General features: G+C 35.7%; 16 protein-coding genes. 10 read left to right on the forward strand and 6 right to left on the reverse strand.

Annotated elements, in window-relative coordinates:
* Window positions 1-9 precede the first annotated feature (9 nt).
* The 8 genes from J3U56_RS11230 to J3U56_RS11265 all read left to right on the forward strand — a co-directional run bounded on the left by J3U56_RS11230 (window position 10) and on the right by J3U56_RS11265 (window position 7,548).
* Entirely contained in the window at window positions 10-573 is a 564-nt protein-coding gene (locus J3U56_RS11230) for an iron transporter (protein WP_065634676.1), read from the forward strand.
* A 102-nt stretch (window positions 574-675) separates the two neighbouring features.
* Window positions 676-1,926: a Fe-S-containing protein gene (locus J3U56_RS11235; RefSeq protein WP_267333487.1), complete on the forward strand. Its 1,251-nt coding sequence runs from the start codon at window positions 676-678 to the stop codon at window positions 1,924-1,926.
* 21 nt (window positions 1,927-1,947) lie between these two features.
* Entirely contained in the window at window positions 1,948-3,237 is a 1,290-nt protein-coding gene (locus J3U56_RS11240; protein ID WP_267367768.1) for an ABC transporter permease, read from the forward strand.
* 19 nt (window positions 3,238-3,256) lie between these two features.
* Window positions 3,257-4,399 carry an ABC transporter permease gene (locus tag J3U56_RS11245; RefSeq protein ID WP_267367770.1) on the forward strand — a complete coding sequence of 381 codons (1,143 nt, stop codon included), beginning with the start codon at window positions 3,257-3,259 and terminating at the stop codon, window positions 4,397-4,399.
* A 9-nt stretch (window positions 4,400-4,408) separates the two neighbouring features.
* On the forward strand, window positions 4,409-5,068 hold the full coding sequence (locus tag J3U56_RS11250; RefSeq protein WP_065634679.1) for an ABC transporter ATP-binding protein: 660 nt from the start codon (window positions 4,409-4,411) through the stop codon (window positions 5,066-5,068).
* 21 nt (window positions 5,069-5,089) lie between these two features.
* Entirely contained in the window at window positions 5,090-5,563 is a 474-nt protein-coding gene (locus J3U56_RS11255) for a DUF4418 family protein (protein ID WP_267367773.1), read from the forward strand.
* Window positions 5,564-5,671: 108 nt separating this feature from the next.
* Window positions 5,672-6,883 (forward strand): ABC transporter permease, encoded by a 1,212-nt coding sequence (locus J3U56_RS11260; RefSeq protein WP_267367776.1) that lies wholly within the window; start codon window positions 5,672-5,674, stop codon window positions 6,881-6,883.
* Window positions 6,883-7,548, forward strand: a complete 666-nt coding sequence (locus J3U56_RS11265; protein WP_267343917.1) for an ABC transporter ATP-binding protein — start codon at window positions 6,883-6,885, stop codon at window positions 7,546-7,548. The genes J3U56_RS11260 and J3U56_RS11265 overlap by 1 nt, the downstream gene beginning before the upstream one ends.
* A gap of 28 nt (window positions 7,549-7,576) precedes the next feature.
* On the opposite strand, the gene J3U56_RS11270 is transcribed toward J3U56_RS11265, so the two are convergent.
* Together J3U56_RS11270 and J3U56_RS11275 are read right to left on the reverse strand one after the other, a co-directional pair.
* Window positions 7,577-8,158 (reverse strand): Maf family protein, encoded by a 582-nt coding sequence (locus J3U56_RS11270; protein WP_267343916.1) that lies wholly within the window; start codon window positions 8,156-8,158, stop codon window positions 7,577-7,579.
* Window positions 8,155-8,565, reverse strand: a complete 411-nt coding sequence (locus J3U56_RS11275; protein WP_267343915.1) for a GNAT family N-acetyltransferase — start codon at window positions 8,563-8,565, stop codon at window positions 8,155-8,157. Before J3U56_RS11275 ends, J3U56_RS11270 begins: the two co-directional genes overlap by 4 nt.
* Before the next feature lie 278 nt (window positions 8,566-8,843).
* Between J3U56_RS11275 and J3U56_RS11280 the strand changes: the two genes are divergently transcribed.
* Both J3U56_RS11280 and J3U56_RS11285 read left to right on the forward strand, forming a co-directional pair.
* On the forward strand, window positions 8,844-9,329 hold the full coding sequence (locus J3U56_RS11280; RefSeq protein ID WP_267343914.1) for a GNAT family N-acetyltransferase: 486 nt from the start codon (window positions 8,844-8,846) through the stop codon (window positions 9,327-9,329).
* Between the two features lie 87 nt (window positions 9,330-9,416).
* Entirely contained in the window at window positions 9,417-9,845 is a 429-nt protein-coding gene (locus J3U56_RS11285) for a universal stress protein (RefSeq protein WP_267333478.1), read from the forward strand.
* Between the two features lie 388 nt (window positions 9,846-10,233).
* Here J3U56_RS11285 and rlmKL read toward each other — a convergent pair whose 3' ends face one another.
* The 4 genes from rlmKL to J3U56_RS11305 form a co-directional block, all read right to left on the reverse strand.
* The gene (gene rlmKL / locus J3U56_RS11290; protein ID WP_267343913.1) at window positions 10,234-12,357 is read right to left on the reverse strand and encodes a bifunctional 23S rRNA (guanine(2069)-N(7))-methyltransferase RlmK/23S rRNA (guanine(2445)-N(2))-methyltransferase RlmL; all 2,124 of its coding nucleotides are present in this window, start codon (window positions 12,355-12,357) and stop codon (window positions 10,234-10,236) included.
* Window positions 12,358-12,591: 234 nt separating this feature from the next.
* A complete protein-coding gene (locus J3U56_RS11295; RefSeq protein WP_267333476.1) occupies window positions 12,592-13,143 on the reverse strand; it encodes an MltR family transcriptional regulator in 552 nt (183 codons plus the stop codon).
* A 6-nt stretch (window positions 13,144-13,149) separates the two neighbouring features.
* Complete coding sequence (locus J3U56_RS11300; RefSeq protein ID WP_267343912.1) at window positions 13,150-14,313, reverse strand: mannitol-1-phosphate 5-dehydrogenase; 1,164 nt, start codon at window positions 14,311-14,313, stop codon at window positions 13,150-13,152.
* A gap of 76 nt (window positions 14,314-14,389) precedes the next feature.
* Window positions 14,390-16,264 carry a PTS mannitol transporter subunit IICBA gene (locus tag J3U56_RS11305; protein ID WP_267333474.1) on the reverse strand — a complete coding sequence of 625 codons (1,875 nt, stop codon included), beginning with the start codon at window positions 16,262-16,264 and terminating at the stop codon, window positions 14,390-14,392.
* Between the last annotated feature and the right edge of the window lie 47 nt (window positions 16,265-16,311).

A 16,311-nucleotide genomic window follows, 5' to 3' on the forward strand; every position in this document is an offset into this window, starting at 1 on the left:
GAGTTTTCAATGAAAAAATTAGTACTAGTTGCGGGTATTTCGTCAATACTTGCATTATCATCTGTTGCGTATGCAGCAGCACCTGCTCCAGGTGAACAAAAAGGTTTTGAAGAGTTTCCAATCGGTGATGAAGTGACAGTTGGACCATTACATATTGGTGCGGTTTATTTTCAACCTGTAGATATGGAGCCAGCTGGCATGGGTGGTTTACCTGCATCAAAATCTGATATGCACATTGAAGCAGATATTTCAGCAGCAGAAGGCAATAAACTTGGTTATGGTGTTGGCGATTTTGTTCCTTACTTAACGGTTAAATATAAGATCCAAAAACAAGGTAGTGATAAAGCCATCGAAGGTAACTTTATGCCAATGAACGCATCAGATGGTCCGCATTATGGTAACAATATTAAACTTGATGGTGCAGGTAAATATAAAGTCACATTTACTATCGAAAATCCAGAAAAACAAGGTTATTTATTGCATGTAGATAAAGAAACCGGAGTCGAAGGACGTTTTTGGACTAAACCAATTGAAGTTTCTTGGGATTTTGATTATATTCCTCGAGCATGGTAATGATATTTAAAAAATAGTATCAGTTATACTTAATATTTTGTAGTATTTATTATGGCGAGGTTTTCACTCGCCATAATAGGTTGTAACCATTAGGCAATTAATATGCTTCAATACCTTATAAAAATCACCGATAATACTTTTGTTCCCATTGTTGTATTAGCACTGTTAAGTGCGATGATAGTTAGAGCAATACCTAATTATAATAACAAAATTTTTACCTTCGGTTTTATAATAGGACTACTTGCAGCATTAATTTATGCTATTTTGAAGCGAAATACAGGTTTTGCTGTTCGTGAGTTTTATGACCTTGGCATCATCACCTTGTGGATGATAATTGCGATACCGTTGTTTATCTGCGCAATACTAAAAACACCAATCAATTGCCAGCTCGGCAAAATTTTATTTACCCTACTATCTGTGCTTGCTATTGGATTAATTGCTGCACAATTTTTACCGAATTTAATGCTTTATCCCTTCGAATTTTCAGTTGGGATGGAGTCTATCTTTAATAACGATTATTTATTCAAATGGGTTGGTTATTGCTTTGCTTTACTCATTGCTGGATTAATCGCTGTATTTACCTTCCGTCTATGTAGGCGTTTATCAAATAAATTCGTTCAAACAACAATTCTGATCGCTTTGCTTATATTTACGATTCAAAATAGTATCAATCTGATCCAAATTTTAATTGTAAGGCGATTTATTAAACCACAAAAATGGATGATGGAATTGGTGATTTTTGTATTAGGTCACGTTAATTTCTTTATCTTTATTTTTATGGCAATAGTATTGTTATTAGCCATAGCGTTATATATCCAATCCAAAACAACGTCATTAGTTGGCAGCAATCCAGCACAAATTCGTAAACTTAACGCACAGTTACGTAGTGATAGACGTACTTCGTTATTACTAATTGCTGGTGCAGCAATAACTGCTTATACGGTAACAAGAGCACGTTACATTTTTGAAAAAGGTGTTGAACTTACGCCTGCTGAACCAGTTTCCCCTAATGCCGATGGTTTAATTGTTATTCCATTAGATAATGTCAATGATGGTAATTTACATCGATATGGTTACAAGGCTACCGATGGTACATTAGTTCGTTTTATTGTGATTAAAAAAAGCGAAAACGCCTATGGTGTGGGTTTTGATGCCTGTGATATTTGCGGTGCAAGTGGTTACTATCAACGCGGTAATCAAGTTGTCTGTATTTTATGTGATGTCGTGATGAATATTGCAACGATTGGTTTTTCAGGTGGTTGTAATCCTGTTCCACTTAAGTATGAAATTATTAATGGGAATATGGTTATTCGTCCCGCAAACCTAGAAGCGGAAAAAGCACGCTTTAAGTAAAGGTTACCAAAGGAAGAGTTTATGTTTCGCAGAATGTTAATTAGTGTATTAGTGCGTCAAAAAAAGAAATTATTTTTAATTGCTTTGACAGTAGCACTCGGTGTTTCACTTGCAACAGCCATGTTAAATGTTATGTTTGATGTTGGTGATAAAGTGAATCAAGAATTAAAGGCTTATGGTGCTAATTTAAATATTGTCCCTCGCGGAACAGCGCTTGTTAGTGAAATGTACCAACTCGACGATAATAATGGCAAACAACAAGCTATGCAGTACATTAAACAAGATGATTTAGTCAAAATTAAGATGATCTTCTGGGCTTATAACATTGTCGATTTTGCTCCCTATCTAACAGCTCAAGCTAATTTGAATGGTAAACCTATTACCATTGTGGGCACTTGGTTTAATAAACACCTGACTATTCCAACTGGGGATGAAGTTGATACCGGTATGTTAGCCATGAAATCATGGTGGACAATTGAAGGTAACACCATGAAAGATGATAATTTACAAGGTGTCATGGTGGGCGAAACTGTCGCTAAACAGTGGAATTTAAAGTTAGGTGATACCATCAATATTACCTCTCCACAAACAAATAATTCATTAACGTTAACAGTTAATAATATTTTCCACAGTGGTGGAGTAGAAGATTCACAGCTCTATGTCTCCCTGCCGGTGGTCCAAAAGTTAGCAAATAAAGAAGGGCTTGTTGAACGAGTTGAAGTGAGTGCATTAACCACACCAGAAAACGAATTGGCACGTAAAGCAGCACAAGATCCAAATAGTTTATCAAGAACTGAATGGGATACTTGGTATTGTACCGCTTACATTAGTTCAATTGCTTATCAACTTGAAGAATTAATGCCAGATGTTCGGGTTAAAGCGATTATGCAAGTCGCTGAATCTGAAGGTTCTATACTGCAAAAAACACAATTACTTATGTTGCTATTAACCATTTTATCGTTAATTTGCTCGGCGTTGGCGATTTCAAATTTAGTTACTGCCAATGTTATTGAGCGAAGCACTGAAATTGGTTTACTTAAAGCATTAGGGGCAACAAATACAGCGGTCGTAATGCTGATATTAACTGAAATATTGATTATTGCCTTGTTAGGTGGAGTTTTTGGTTACTTTATTGGCTTGGGGTTTGCTCAAATTATTGGTCACACGGTATTTGGTTCATTTGTCGAGCCGAAAATGATTATTATTCCGTTAGTATTAATTATGGTCGGTTTAATTACCTTTGTCGGTAGTTTACCCGCTTTACGAATAATGATGTTTTTACGTCCAACAGATGTATTACATGGTCGATAAAAACAAAGGTAAGTCGCTTATGATGAATAAAAATAGACGCTTTATTATCAAAACCATTTTTAGCTCACTCATTCGTCGCCGATCGCGAATTATGATTGCATTGCTAGGGGTTGCTATTGGTGCTACTGTTTTACTTGGAATGATAACATTATGCTATGATATTCCGCGTCAAATGGGGCAAGAGTTTCGTTCTTATGGCGCAAATTTATTATTTATGCCCGCTAATAATCAACCGACTATGCCACTTGCTGATGTGAAACAAGCAGTAAATTTACTTCCTCAAGACAAGCTTTTAGGCGTCACGCCTTTCCGTTATGATGCTATTCGTAGCAATCAGCATCCTTATACCATTGTGGGTACTAACTTCGAACAAGTGACCAAAACTAGCCCTTATTGGCAAATCGAAGGAAGAATACCTAAAAATCCGAATGAAATCATGATTGGTACCGATATTGCTAATTTTACCAAACTGAAAATTGGCAGTACGATGCCGATTTCGGGTAAATCTAAACAAGATTCGCGCTTTGATGAAGATCTTAAAATTACAGGTATTATTAAAACAGGGCGAGCTGAAGATGGATTTATATTTATTGATTTACATGATTTAGAAGTGCTACTTGAAGAATCCGATCAGGCTGAAGTGGTTGAAGTGAGTATAACTGCTACTGAAGCAGAATTAAAACACTATGTTGAAACAATCAAAAGCCACATTAATACTATCGATCCCCATTTAATAAAATGGGTAACACAATCAGAGTCTTCAGTTTTAGGTAAACTCTCATCATTACTTTATTTGGTCACTTTTGTGGTGTTAGTGCTTACTATGATTTGCGTTGCGACAACGATGATGACTGTTGTGATGGAGCGCCGTAAAGAAATTGGACTCAAAAAAGCAATTGGGGCAAATAATCAAAGCATAGCTAAAGAGTTTTTAGCTGAAGGGTTGGTATTAGGTATCATTGGTGGCATGATAGGTGTAGTTTGTGGGCTTGTTTTTGCACAAGTTATTAGTACTAATGTCTTTGGGCGATCAATAATTATTGAGTTTTATCTTATTCCAACAACAATTATTATTTCTGCTCTTGTTACGGTAATAGCATGTTTAATTCCGGTAAAACGTGCTCTTGAAGTTGAACCCGCACTCGTATTGCGAGGTGAATAGGATCTAAGTATGAATATACTCGAAGTAAAGAATGTATCAAAAATATATGGCTCACTACATGCACTTTCAGACGTGAATTTAGCTGTTGAGGAAGGTAAATGGTTATCTATTATGGGACCTTCAGGTAGTGGTAAAACGACATTGATGAATATTATCGGTTGTATGGATAAACCGTCATTAGGCTCAGTAATTTTTGATGGGCAAGATATTACCCAGCTTTCTCTACCCCAGTTGACCGAAATCCGTCGTGATAAAATTGGATTGATTTTCCAACAATTTCATCTGGTTTCATACTTAACAGCGTTAGAAAACGTAATGGTAGCGCAGTATTATCACAGTATGGTTGACGAAAAAGAAGCATTACAGGCTCTAGAGCGCGTTGGTTTAGCGGCCAGAGCAAAACATTTACCAAGACAATTATCAGGCGGTGAACAGCAACGTGTTTGTATTGCTCGAGCATTAATTAACTATCCTAAACTAATTTTAGCCGATGAACCAACCGGTAATTTAGATGAAAACAATGAAGCAATGGTTATGAATTTATTACATCAACTGCATGAAGAAGGGAGCACTATTATAGTGGTGACTCACTCACCTGAGGTATCTCGGCATGCTCAAACTACAGTTGTACTTGAACACGGTAAAGTGGCAAGTATTATTGATAATTAACCATTAAATGAGGTTTATTATATGAAAAATCGCATGATTTCATCCCTGTTTTTTATCATGCTAGGCGCATTATTGATATTGTTTCCAATGTATATTTTACCTGTTTGCCCTTTACCAGAACCTTCAGCTATGCCGGTTGATGCAATGAGCCAAGCAGCAGGTAGTGAACATATGCATAGTGCACCCGCTAAAATTATGAGATGTTTTTGGACGTTAAGAGCAGAACTTGGCATCGGTAGTTTAGTCATAGCCATTGGAGTTTTAATGCTATTTAGCCGCACGATATTTGTTCGTATGGGATTAACAATGTCATTAGCTTGCATCTCGTTATTAGCAGCCGCGATTCCAACTATTTTAATTGGTGTTTGCCCTAACGAGATGATGCGATGCAATATGGGTGCTAAACCTGCTTTGGTTTTACTCTCTGGATTATCATTTGTGGTATCAATCATCAATTTAGTCTATTTAAATAAAATATCCAAAAGATACGAGTAACAAATAAGCTAGCAAAATTATGACTAGTTTAAACAAGTTAACGCTTAGAATTTATCATTATAAATATTAATAGATAAATAAAGAGCTCAATAATTGCAGGAAATTAACATGCAAGAAAAGCCGATTACTATTTCTCATTTAGCATGGAAAAATATTCAAAGACGACCATTTCGTAGTTGTTGTTTGATTATTGTTATTACCCTTTTTTCAGCCACACTATTTGGTGGCAGTGTATTAATGAAAAATCTTAGTCAAGGCATTTCAGGCATGGCCGATCGGTTAGGGGCTGATATTCTTATTGTGCCTTATGGTTATGAAAAGAATATGGAAGTTGCTTTATTACGGGGTGAGCCAAGTAGTTTTTATCTAAAAGTGGATTTAATTGATAAAATTAAAAATATTAAAGGGATTGAAGCTATTTCACCGCAGCTTTTTATTGCTTCATTGAATGCGGGATGTTGTACGACTAAAGTACAATTAATTGGCTTTGATGAGCAAAGTGATTTTGTTATTAAACCATGGTTACAAACCCAACTAAGCCAGCCATTAACCGACAATCAAGTTGTTGTAGGTGCTAAAATTACTTCACAAGTGGGTGATGAGATCCTATTTTTCAATCAGCCTTTTAAAATAGCAGCTAAAATGGATAGCACAGGCATGGGTTTTGACACTTCAGTTTTTATGACAATGTCAGCTGCGCAAAAACTAATGAAAGAGGCTAAATTAATAGAAGGTGATGTTGATCATTTTACTGATTATGCTTCTTCTATTTTTATTAAAGTAAATCATGACTATCAACCTAAAGATATTATTAATCAAATCATGCCAAAATTTGCCATGGACTATAATATCGATTTTGTCATGACTAAAGGTATGTTAAGTAATATTGCAAAATGGTTAAGTGGATTTTCAACTATTGTGTACAGTTTATCGGCTATTTTTTGGGTGTTAGCTATTATTGTGATCTTTGTTATTTTTTCATCCTCATTAAACGAACGTAAACGCGAGATCAGTTTATTACGCATACTTGGGGCATCACGCAGTGATTTGATTAAAATGTTATTAAAAGAGTCATTAATAATTAGTGCATTAGGTGGTATTGCTGGCATTGTGATTGCTGCTATATTGATTTATGCTTTTAGTTTATTAATTTGTCAATCAATTGGTTTGCCATGTGTCAATATTTCGTTATTTGATGCAATAATATATGCCGTAATTGTGTTTATTCTCACAGTGATTATTGGTCCGCTATCTTGTATTTATTCTGCCTTATCTATGACTAAATTTGATACTTACAGCACTTTAAGAGAGGGGGAATAATGTTACTTAGCGTTAAAAATCTGCGTAAAGATTATCGTCGCGCACAACAAACTTTTTCAGCTGTGGATAATATTAGCTTCAATATGGAACAGGGTGATTTTGTTTGTATTATGGGTAAATCCGGTAGTGGTAAAACGACTTTACTTAATATGATTGCAGGGTTACTGACGCCAACTCAGGGCAAAATTACCATTAATGATACTAATCTTTTTGAACTTAATGATGAGCAAGTTTCAGCATTTCGAAATCAGAATATTGGTTATATTCCTCAAGGCAGTAGTTTATTACCTAATTTGACTGCGCTTGAAAATATACGATTACCTTTTTATCTAACTAAGCGCGCCAATCAAACAAGCCTAACTTATGCACAACAACTGTTAGAGAAAGCAAACGTGAGCCATCTGCAAGATGCTTATCCAGCAAATATGTCTGGTGGTGAAATGCGGCGTATTGCTATTTTACGTGCTTTGATTTGTCAGCCACAAATCGTGATTGCTGACGAACCCACAAGTGATTTAGATGACGAAAGCTCGACTGAAATTATGCAACTATTAACCGAAATTCATCAGCAAGGAACAGCGCTATTAATTGTGACACATGACCATGATGTTGCAAATTATAGCCAAAAAATAATGAAAATGGCAGCTGGTCGATTGGTCGAATAGTTTGCATATATAACATAAAATATGTGTATTACATGAAAAGTGGATTGCAGCCCATTTCTATCATGATTTTATTGAGCTTTAATAGTGGCAATCCCACCAATGAATTAATATCATCACCTTCTAACTTATCAAATAACGTAATCCCTAATTCATCGCATTTAAAGCTTCCAGCACATTGTAGTGGCATTTCTTTTGCTATATAGGCATTAATTTCTGCATCGGTTAAATGGCGGAACGTCACTTTAAAAGGTTCACATATTGTGTTCGATTGTCCACTAGCGGTGTTAATAACCGTCATACCCGTGTAAAAATAGAAGGATTTACCACTACTGTTACGTAATTGTTGGCGGGCGTTTTCAACAGTATGGGGTTTACAAACAATTTTATCCTCTAAAACTCCCACTTGATCAGATCCTATGATTAAACAATTAGGATATTGAGTTATCAATGATTGTGCTTTAAGTTTTGATAGGCGTATGACTAGTTGTTCTGCTGATTCATTCGGTAATGGCGTTTCATCACAAATAGGTGGAACACATTGAAAAGCAATAGCTAACTTTTCTAATACTTTTTTTCGAGAAAGTGACGTTGATGCTAAGATTATTCTCATTTAAGTTCTTCTTTTATTATCCAAGCTGAGGGATGGCAATTAAAACCGATATGACCGTAATACTCTACCGCTTGCGGTGCTGCCAGCAAAGTAATCGCACAATCTAAACCTGTATAATTTTGTACCTCTTTGATTAATTGTTTACCAATACCTTGTTTTTGGTATCTATTATCAACTGCAAGATCAGCTAAATAAGTAATATAAACAAAATCGGTTAAGCAACGGGCAATACCAACAAGGGTATCCTTATCCCATGCAGTAACAATTAGATTTGCATTATCTAACATAGCTTGAAACCGCTTATGATCATCAATAGGGCGGCGTTCACCTAAACTGCAATTATTATATAGCGTAATAGCTTGTGTTAATGTGGGTTTAATATTACATCTGTAAATGATATTAGTCATATGCCTCCAATTTTAATTCGATCATACGTAGATAATGATAACGACTTATGATTTAGAGAGTTAACTAAGTAATTATCATTAACCATTGATTGCTTGTTATGTTATCGCTTTATTATTTAACAATCAATTAACTAAACCAGCTTAAAGTTTAAAGTAACATCTACACTGTTATAACAATGACGTTACCTATGGCATTAATAAAAATAATGAATATGATTTAATCGAAAAATAGGTGTAAGTTTATTGAACAGTCATTGTAAATGCTCAGGAAATGTCTTATGCCTTTAGTTACTTATAAGATTGCTAAAACAGCATGTGATTTTGAACAAGGGAAACAACTTTTTTCTGAATATGCTAATCTTTTTTGTCCAAGTTTGTACACGTTAACTATGGAGAATGCATTTAAATCCATTGTACACACTGCATTATACCCTAAAGGAATGTTAATACTTGCTCACATCGGTGTTTCGACTTCGGCAAGCATTGCAGGTTGTATTGGTCTTCGCCATTATGATAATTCCACTGCTGAATTAATACATAAATATGTAAAAAATGAATATAAACAACTTTGTATTGGCCAAGAGTTGATTAAACTTGCTGTGCAACAAGCAAAATTACTTGGTTATGAAAAAGTTTGTACCAACATTTTATCGGCAATGACAGATATCGTTGCTTTGTATCGAAAACTTGGATTTCAACTGTGCAAGCCTCATAACCTTAATTCAGCTAAGGAAGTGATTTTGATGCAAAAAATCATTCGTTAATCAATTAAAAGCGAGTATGATGAATGAATCAAGAGCTATTAAAAAAAATAGGTAAGTTATAAATTTTTACACAGCGAGGTAACAGTTATGTATAAAAAAATTTTGGTTCCTATTGATATCCTTGAGGACGAATTAACCCAAAAAGTCATTCCGCATTTAGAATGTTTAGCGAAATTATCCAATGCCAAAGTTATTTTTTTTCATACTTTACCTGTCGCATCGGCCATAGTTAATGCCTATTCATTTGGATTTGATGAATTTAAAGATCAAGCAACCGTACAAACCGAGCAAGCACTACACAGGTTAATTGATTCGATTAATTTACCGCGTGAAAATTTATCATTTTCAATTGCTTTTGGTAATCCACGAGATGAAATTCTAGCTTTAGCTGACGAAATCAAACCTGATCTTATTATTTTAGGATCAAGGCGACCAAATATTACCACTCACCTTTTAGGATCCAATGCATCGGGCGTGGTACGAGGCGCTCAGACTTCAGTATTAGTAGTTCGTTAGTTTTATTTTATGATGTCCTTTGATGAGGACATCTGTGTTTTTTGGTCCAAAAATACTGTTCCTCAATTTTTGTGTCTAAAAAAGTTTATTGCTTCACATTTTGTATTACACAAATTTCAAGTTCAGCACATTTTGGATATTTTGAACGGGCAGTCATCATCTTCAACGAAGATAACCTATGCATCAACAAGCACAAAACAAGTTTTATTTGCAAATAGGCAAAGCATCACCATTGTATCGAACTTCCACGTTTAGTTTTAATTTTTAGACCGTTATTCTGTAATTAACACATTGTAAAGTCGTAAATTTTCACATTCACGTTTTAAAAATTTTAAGTAAAGAGATGCAGATTAGACTGCATCCTAAATTTGTCACCTTCCGGAATATTTTATTTTTTATGTCTAACAATAAAACAGCAATGTATATGTTTGTTACGTTTAAAATCTAGCGACTGGGTCTTGTCGGTAATGTCTTGATAGGTCAGTCCTAATTTTAGCATGCCGTCAGCATCCATTTTAAATCCGCGTTTATTATTGGAAAAAACAATCGTGCCGTTAGGTCGTAATAAGCGTTTTAAATCAGTCATCAATTTTAGGTGATCACGCTGCACATCAAACGTATCATGCATTCTTTTTGAATTTGAAAACGTTGGTGGATCGATAAAAATTAAGTCAAATTGTTCTTCACTTTGTGCTAAATAAAGCAAGCAGTCAGCTTGAATTAAACGATGCTTTTTACCTGTTAAACCATTTTGTTTTAAGTTACGATCCGCCCATTCTAAGTAGGTGCGAGACATGTCAACTGTAGTTGTTGATTTAGCGTTGCCAAGCCCAGCATAAACACTTGCACTGCCTGTATAAGCAAATAGGTTGAGAAAATCTTTACCTTCACTCATTTCGCCAATCATTTTACGTGCTAAACGATGATCTAAAAATAGACCCGTATCTAAGTAATCAGTGACATTGACCCAAAATTGGGTACGACGTTGGTTAATAGCATATTCATGCACTAAAAAGTAATCTTGTTTTTGTGCAAGTTTTTGGTATTGCTGTTTACCTTTCTGTTTTTCACGGGTTTTTAACACTAATTGATCGGCATTAAGTTCAAGTACTGACATCGTGGCGTTGATAGTATCAAACAAACGTTGTCTGGCTTTTTGTTCTTCAATAGTTTTCGGCGCAGCATATTCTTGAATCACGACTTTATCTTTATATCGATCGATTGCAACATTATATTCCGGCAAATCAGCGTCATACAGACGGTAACATTCTAACTGTTGTTGTGCCGCCCATTTTTCCAGTTTTTGTTTATTTTTACGTAATCGATTAGTGAAATCCAAAGCTGGTAAAGTTGGTGAATTGAGTGATTGTGAATTATCTCGTTTAGCAATAACATAATTTTTTTGCACACAATCTAAAGGTCCATTTTTGGCTTTAAACTGTTTATCGGCGCGCATCTGTAAGCAATCTAATAATTGTGGTGCACCACTGAATAATGATAATCGCCACCCACCAAAGTTTTGTTTAATTCGTTGACCTAATGCCGTATGTAAGGCAATAAGTGCAGGTTCGCTTTCTAAGCGTTCTCCATAAGGTGGGTTACTAATAATCATCCCTGTAGGCGCTGTAGGCAAAGGGTTAGTGAGTTGAGTGACATCTTGCATAGCAAAAGTAATTAATTCACCTACTCCCGCTTGAATTGCATTTTGTTCAGCGCGCTGAAGAACAACCGAATTATTATCGTAACCGATAAATGGGGTCGTGCTTTTGCAAACATTGTGTTTAGCGGCAAAAAGTAGTTCATTCCAGCGTGTTGGGTTGAATCCTTTCCAAGCAAAAAATCCCCATTGTTTACGGTATAATCCTGGTGGAATTTTTGATGCGATCATTGCCGCTTCGATTAGAAGTGTGCCCGATCCACACATAGGATCGATTAATGGTTCATCGTTTTGCCAGCCAGAGCGCATAATGATTGCCGCAGCTAAACTCTCTTTTAACGGTGCTTGCCCAGTTTGTTGGCGGTAGCCTCGCTGGTGTAAACTGTCACCACTTAAATCTAAAGAAAGTGTAACGCGATTTTTATTAAGATAAGCATAAAGACGAATATCAGGATCTTGCTTAGCTACATTAGGTCGCTCATTAGTATGTCTTGTAAAATGGTCAACTATGGCATCTTTAATCTTTAAGGCACCATATTGACTATTGCGAATAAAATCATTTACGCCAATAAAATTAATCACAAACGAGTTATCGACCGCAAAAATATCCGTCCATTTAATATTAACTACACACGAATAAAGATCTAAATCGCTATAAATATCAAATTCGGCAATAGGTAATAAAATACGTGATGCTAAACGAGACCATAATAACGATTGATATAATGTTGTTTCGTCAGCATTAAAATAGACGCCCGATTGCACAATTTTACACTCGCTAGCGCCAATTTGTTCCAACTCTTTTTTTAATAACTCTTCCAGACCTCGTGAAGTACTGGCAAATAATGTTTTCATGCATAATCCACTTAACAATAAAATTGTAGGCATTATACCGACTAATAGTAACTGAGGGAAATAAAGCTCAAATAGAATAATAAAATGACTAAATAATCGATAATTTTATGAAAAAAATAATCACTCAATTAAATCGTTAGTTATAAGCTTTTAGCCAACATTGAATGTAATAACAAAAGCCATGATTAAAACGCATTACTTTTTCAGGTAAATTAAGTCAAATCACTGCAAAATTTATGGGAAATAATCAATTTTTTGTTTATTAACAATTCGAAGTGTCAAATCTGTGATCGCGATGATTAATGCTGAACGAATCATTTGTTGATAGCGATTGTGAAACATGGACGATTTTAAGGTGTCAACAATACCCGATTGCTTGGCCTTTTCGTGTTGTGATGCCCAATTAGGTGGCAGTACCATGTCATGTAATAAGCTAATTGGTCCTAGAATTTCATCATCTAGGTAGGAGTAGCTTTTATCATCTTGTTCAAGTTCTTCTAAAATGGCAATTAATAGTTCTATGTCTTCATAATCTTCACGGCTGATAATGCCTAAAGCATACAGTAGTTTTAAGCATACAGAGGTATCATTAAGCGGTCCATTTTTACCCACTAACGAGGGGATCACAAATTTTATAGCATGCGGCTCTTTACGAAAAACCTTTAGAATCAATTGATTAACACTGTCATTAATTAATTTAATTGCAACTACCAGCAAGTTGTAAATATCAGCTTGCTGGTTAAGTTTTTCAAGTATCGTATCTTCTTGTAATATCGATTCGGGCATTAGAAGTTAAATAAATTGATGATTTTGCATTGCAGTATAAATTTCTTCAATCTGCTTAACAATAGGATTATTAGCATCAATACCTGAGAGCTCGGAAAAAGCTTGTTTTACACCTTTTTCTAAGATAAGTTTGGCCAACTCGACTGCTTGTTCATCATCGTTGTTACGGTAGTTAAGTGCTGCTGCAATACCAATAAGTAAATTCGTATTTTTAACTTGATATTCAACGGTTCCAAGAAGCGGTTTAATTAAACGATCGCCGGCACCCAATTTGCGTATTGGTTGGCGTCCTACTCGAGCAGTATCATCGTGTAAATAAGGGTTTTCAAAACGGGTTAAGATTTTTTCGATATACGCCATATGTTTTTGTTCATCAAAATTATAACGTTTGATTAATACTAAACCACTTTCTTCCATTGCTCCGCGAACAATTAACCGAATTCGTTCATCTAAAATTGCATCACGAATGGTGCTAATATTATTATAAAAGCCTAAGTAAGCGGTAATAGCATGTCCCGTATTTAGCGTAAATAGTTTGCGTTCGACAAAAGCCATCAAATTATCAACTGGTTGCATTCCGTTAATTGATGGAATGGTGCCAACAAACTGGGTTTCGTCCACAATCCATTCAGAAAAAGTTTCAACGGTAACTTCAAGTATATCGCCTGTTTTTGATGTTGCAGGCGGTACTATGCGATCAACAGCAGAATCCACAAAACCAATATGACTATTTACCCATTGATGTAGGTGCTGAGGTAAGGCTTTAACAATTTCTTGCTTAAATTGGCTAGTACCGCGTACCATGTTTTCACAAGCAATGATATTGAGTGGTTTTGTCTGACCTTGTTGGTGTCGGGCAATAATACCTTGGGCAACAGCAGGGGCAATTCTCGTTAAAATTTGTGGGCCAACCGCTGTCGTAATTAAATCGACCTTAGTGATGTAGTCGATAACTTCTGCTGATGTACTATTGATAGCATCGACATTTTTAACTATTTCTGTCGTCGATTGCTCGCCAACCACATTTACCGGATATTCATGGCGCTCAGCAATGGCATCTATAATTTGTTGATTTACATCAGCAAAGGTAACATGTATGCCTGTGTCTGAGAGTAATTTTCCGATAAAACCTCGGCCGATGTTGCCGGCACCAAAGTGTAATGCTTGCATAATAATGACCCTTAACAATATATTTAATAATCAATTTATTAGTTGTAATTTCATAATAAATGAATTACACCTTGTTTTAGCTTAATATCGCTAAAACTTCTTCAATACTATTTGTACTAGCCAGTTTAGCAATAATGCTTTCATCATCAAGTGCATTAGTTAGTTTTGCAATGACACTTAGATGCTCATTATTGCGAGCGGCAATACCAATGACTATTTTGGCTTTATCACTTTCTTCTTCACCAAATTGAACACCCGATGGATATTGGCAAAATACAATACCTGTTGTAATGACTTCATCTTTGGATTCGATAGTACCATGTGGCACAGCTATCGATTCACCTAAATAAGTAGAAGTTAATTTTTCACGTTCAAGCATTGCTTCGATGTAAGCGGGTTTTACATATCCATTATCCACGAGTTTTTGACCTGCAAAACGAATCGCTTCTTCTTTGGTGTTGGCTGTTAAGTTTAGGAAAATGTTTTTTTCGCTTAGCTTAAATAAGGGTTTATGCCCAAACGATTGTGAGTTGTCGCTTGATACAGTCGATGATTTTTTATTGTTAGCATGGATTAAATCATTAACTAATTGAGTATACAATTCACTATCTAAAAAGTTAGTTAATGATATGTGATGTGCGTTAGGGGCATATTGTTTAGCTCGATCGGTGAGATCTTTATGAGTGATAACAATATCGACTTCAATCGGTAAATTATTAATCGCGGTGTTGCTGACATTAATATCTAAATTAGCATCCTGAATTTTTTTTCGTAAAACGCCAGCACCCATTGCGCTTGAGCCCATTCCAGCGTCACAGGCAACAATGATTTTTTTCACTTGAGTTAAATCTAATTCACTATTTTTATTACCTTTTGCTTCACTTTTCATTGCCGACATATCGGATTTTGCTTCATCAAGACTTTTCGTTGCAGATTTAGTCGTTTTTAATAGAATTGATGCAACCACAAAAGTAACAGCCGCCGCCGCAAGTACTGAAACACTTACACCAACAATCGAATCTTTGGGTGTTACAGCAAGAACCGCAATAATAGATCCAGGTGAAGCGGGAGAACTTAATCCAGCACCAAATAACGTCAATGTAAATACACCAGTCATGCCACCTAAAATCATGGCAATAATTAAGCGAGGATTCATCAACACATAGGGAAAGTAAATTTCATGAATACCACCAAAGAAATGAATAATTGCCGCGCCACTTGCTGAGCCTTTAGCCGCGCCTTTACCAAATAACATATAAGCAACTAACAAACCTAAACCAGGACCGGGATTTGCTTCGATCAAAAAGAATATTGATTGAGCGTGCTCAGCTGCTTGTTGAATTCCTAAAGGTGAAAATACACCATGGTTAATGGCATTATTTAAAAATAATATTTTAGCTGGCTCAACAATGATTGAAGTTAATGGTAACAAATTATGCTGGACCATAAAATCGACACCTTGCGCTAATACACTTGATGCGACAACAACAGAAGGGCCAATTGCAAAAAATGACAATAAAGCGAGTAACATGCCAATAATACCGGCCGAAAAGTTATTCACTAACATTTCAAATCCACTTTTGATTTTACCATCAACAGCTTTATCAAAATGTTTAATGACCCATCCTCCAAGTGGACCGACTATCATTGCACCTAAAAACATTGGAATTGACGAACCGACTATAACGCCCATCGTTGTGATTGCACCAACAACCGCACCTCGTTCACCATGGACTAATTTACCGCCTGTATATCCAATTAACAGTGGCAATAAATAGGTAATCATAGGTTCAACTAATTTAGCTACGGTCGCGTTTGGAAACCAACCGGTAGGTATAAAAATCGCGGTGATAAAGCCCCAAGCGATAAATGCGCCAATATTGGGCATCACCATATTACTTAGGAATCGCCCAAAATTTTGGACTTTCAATTTGATGTTTGCACTTGTCATAATTTAAATCTTTCCTTATTGATTGATATAATCATTATGCAGCTATT

The organism is Gilliamella sp. B2824, assembly GCF_026536245.1.
Classification (GTDB): Bacteria; Pseudomonadota; Gammaproteobacteria; order Enterobacterales; family Orbaceae; genus Gilliamella.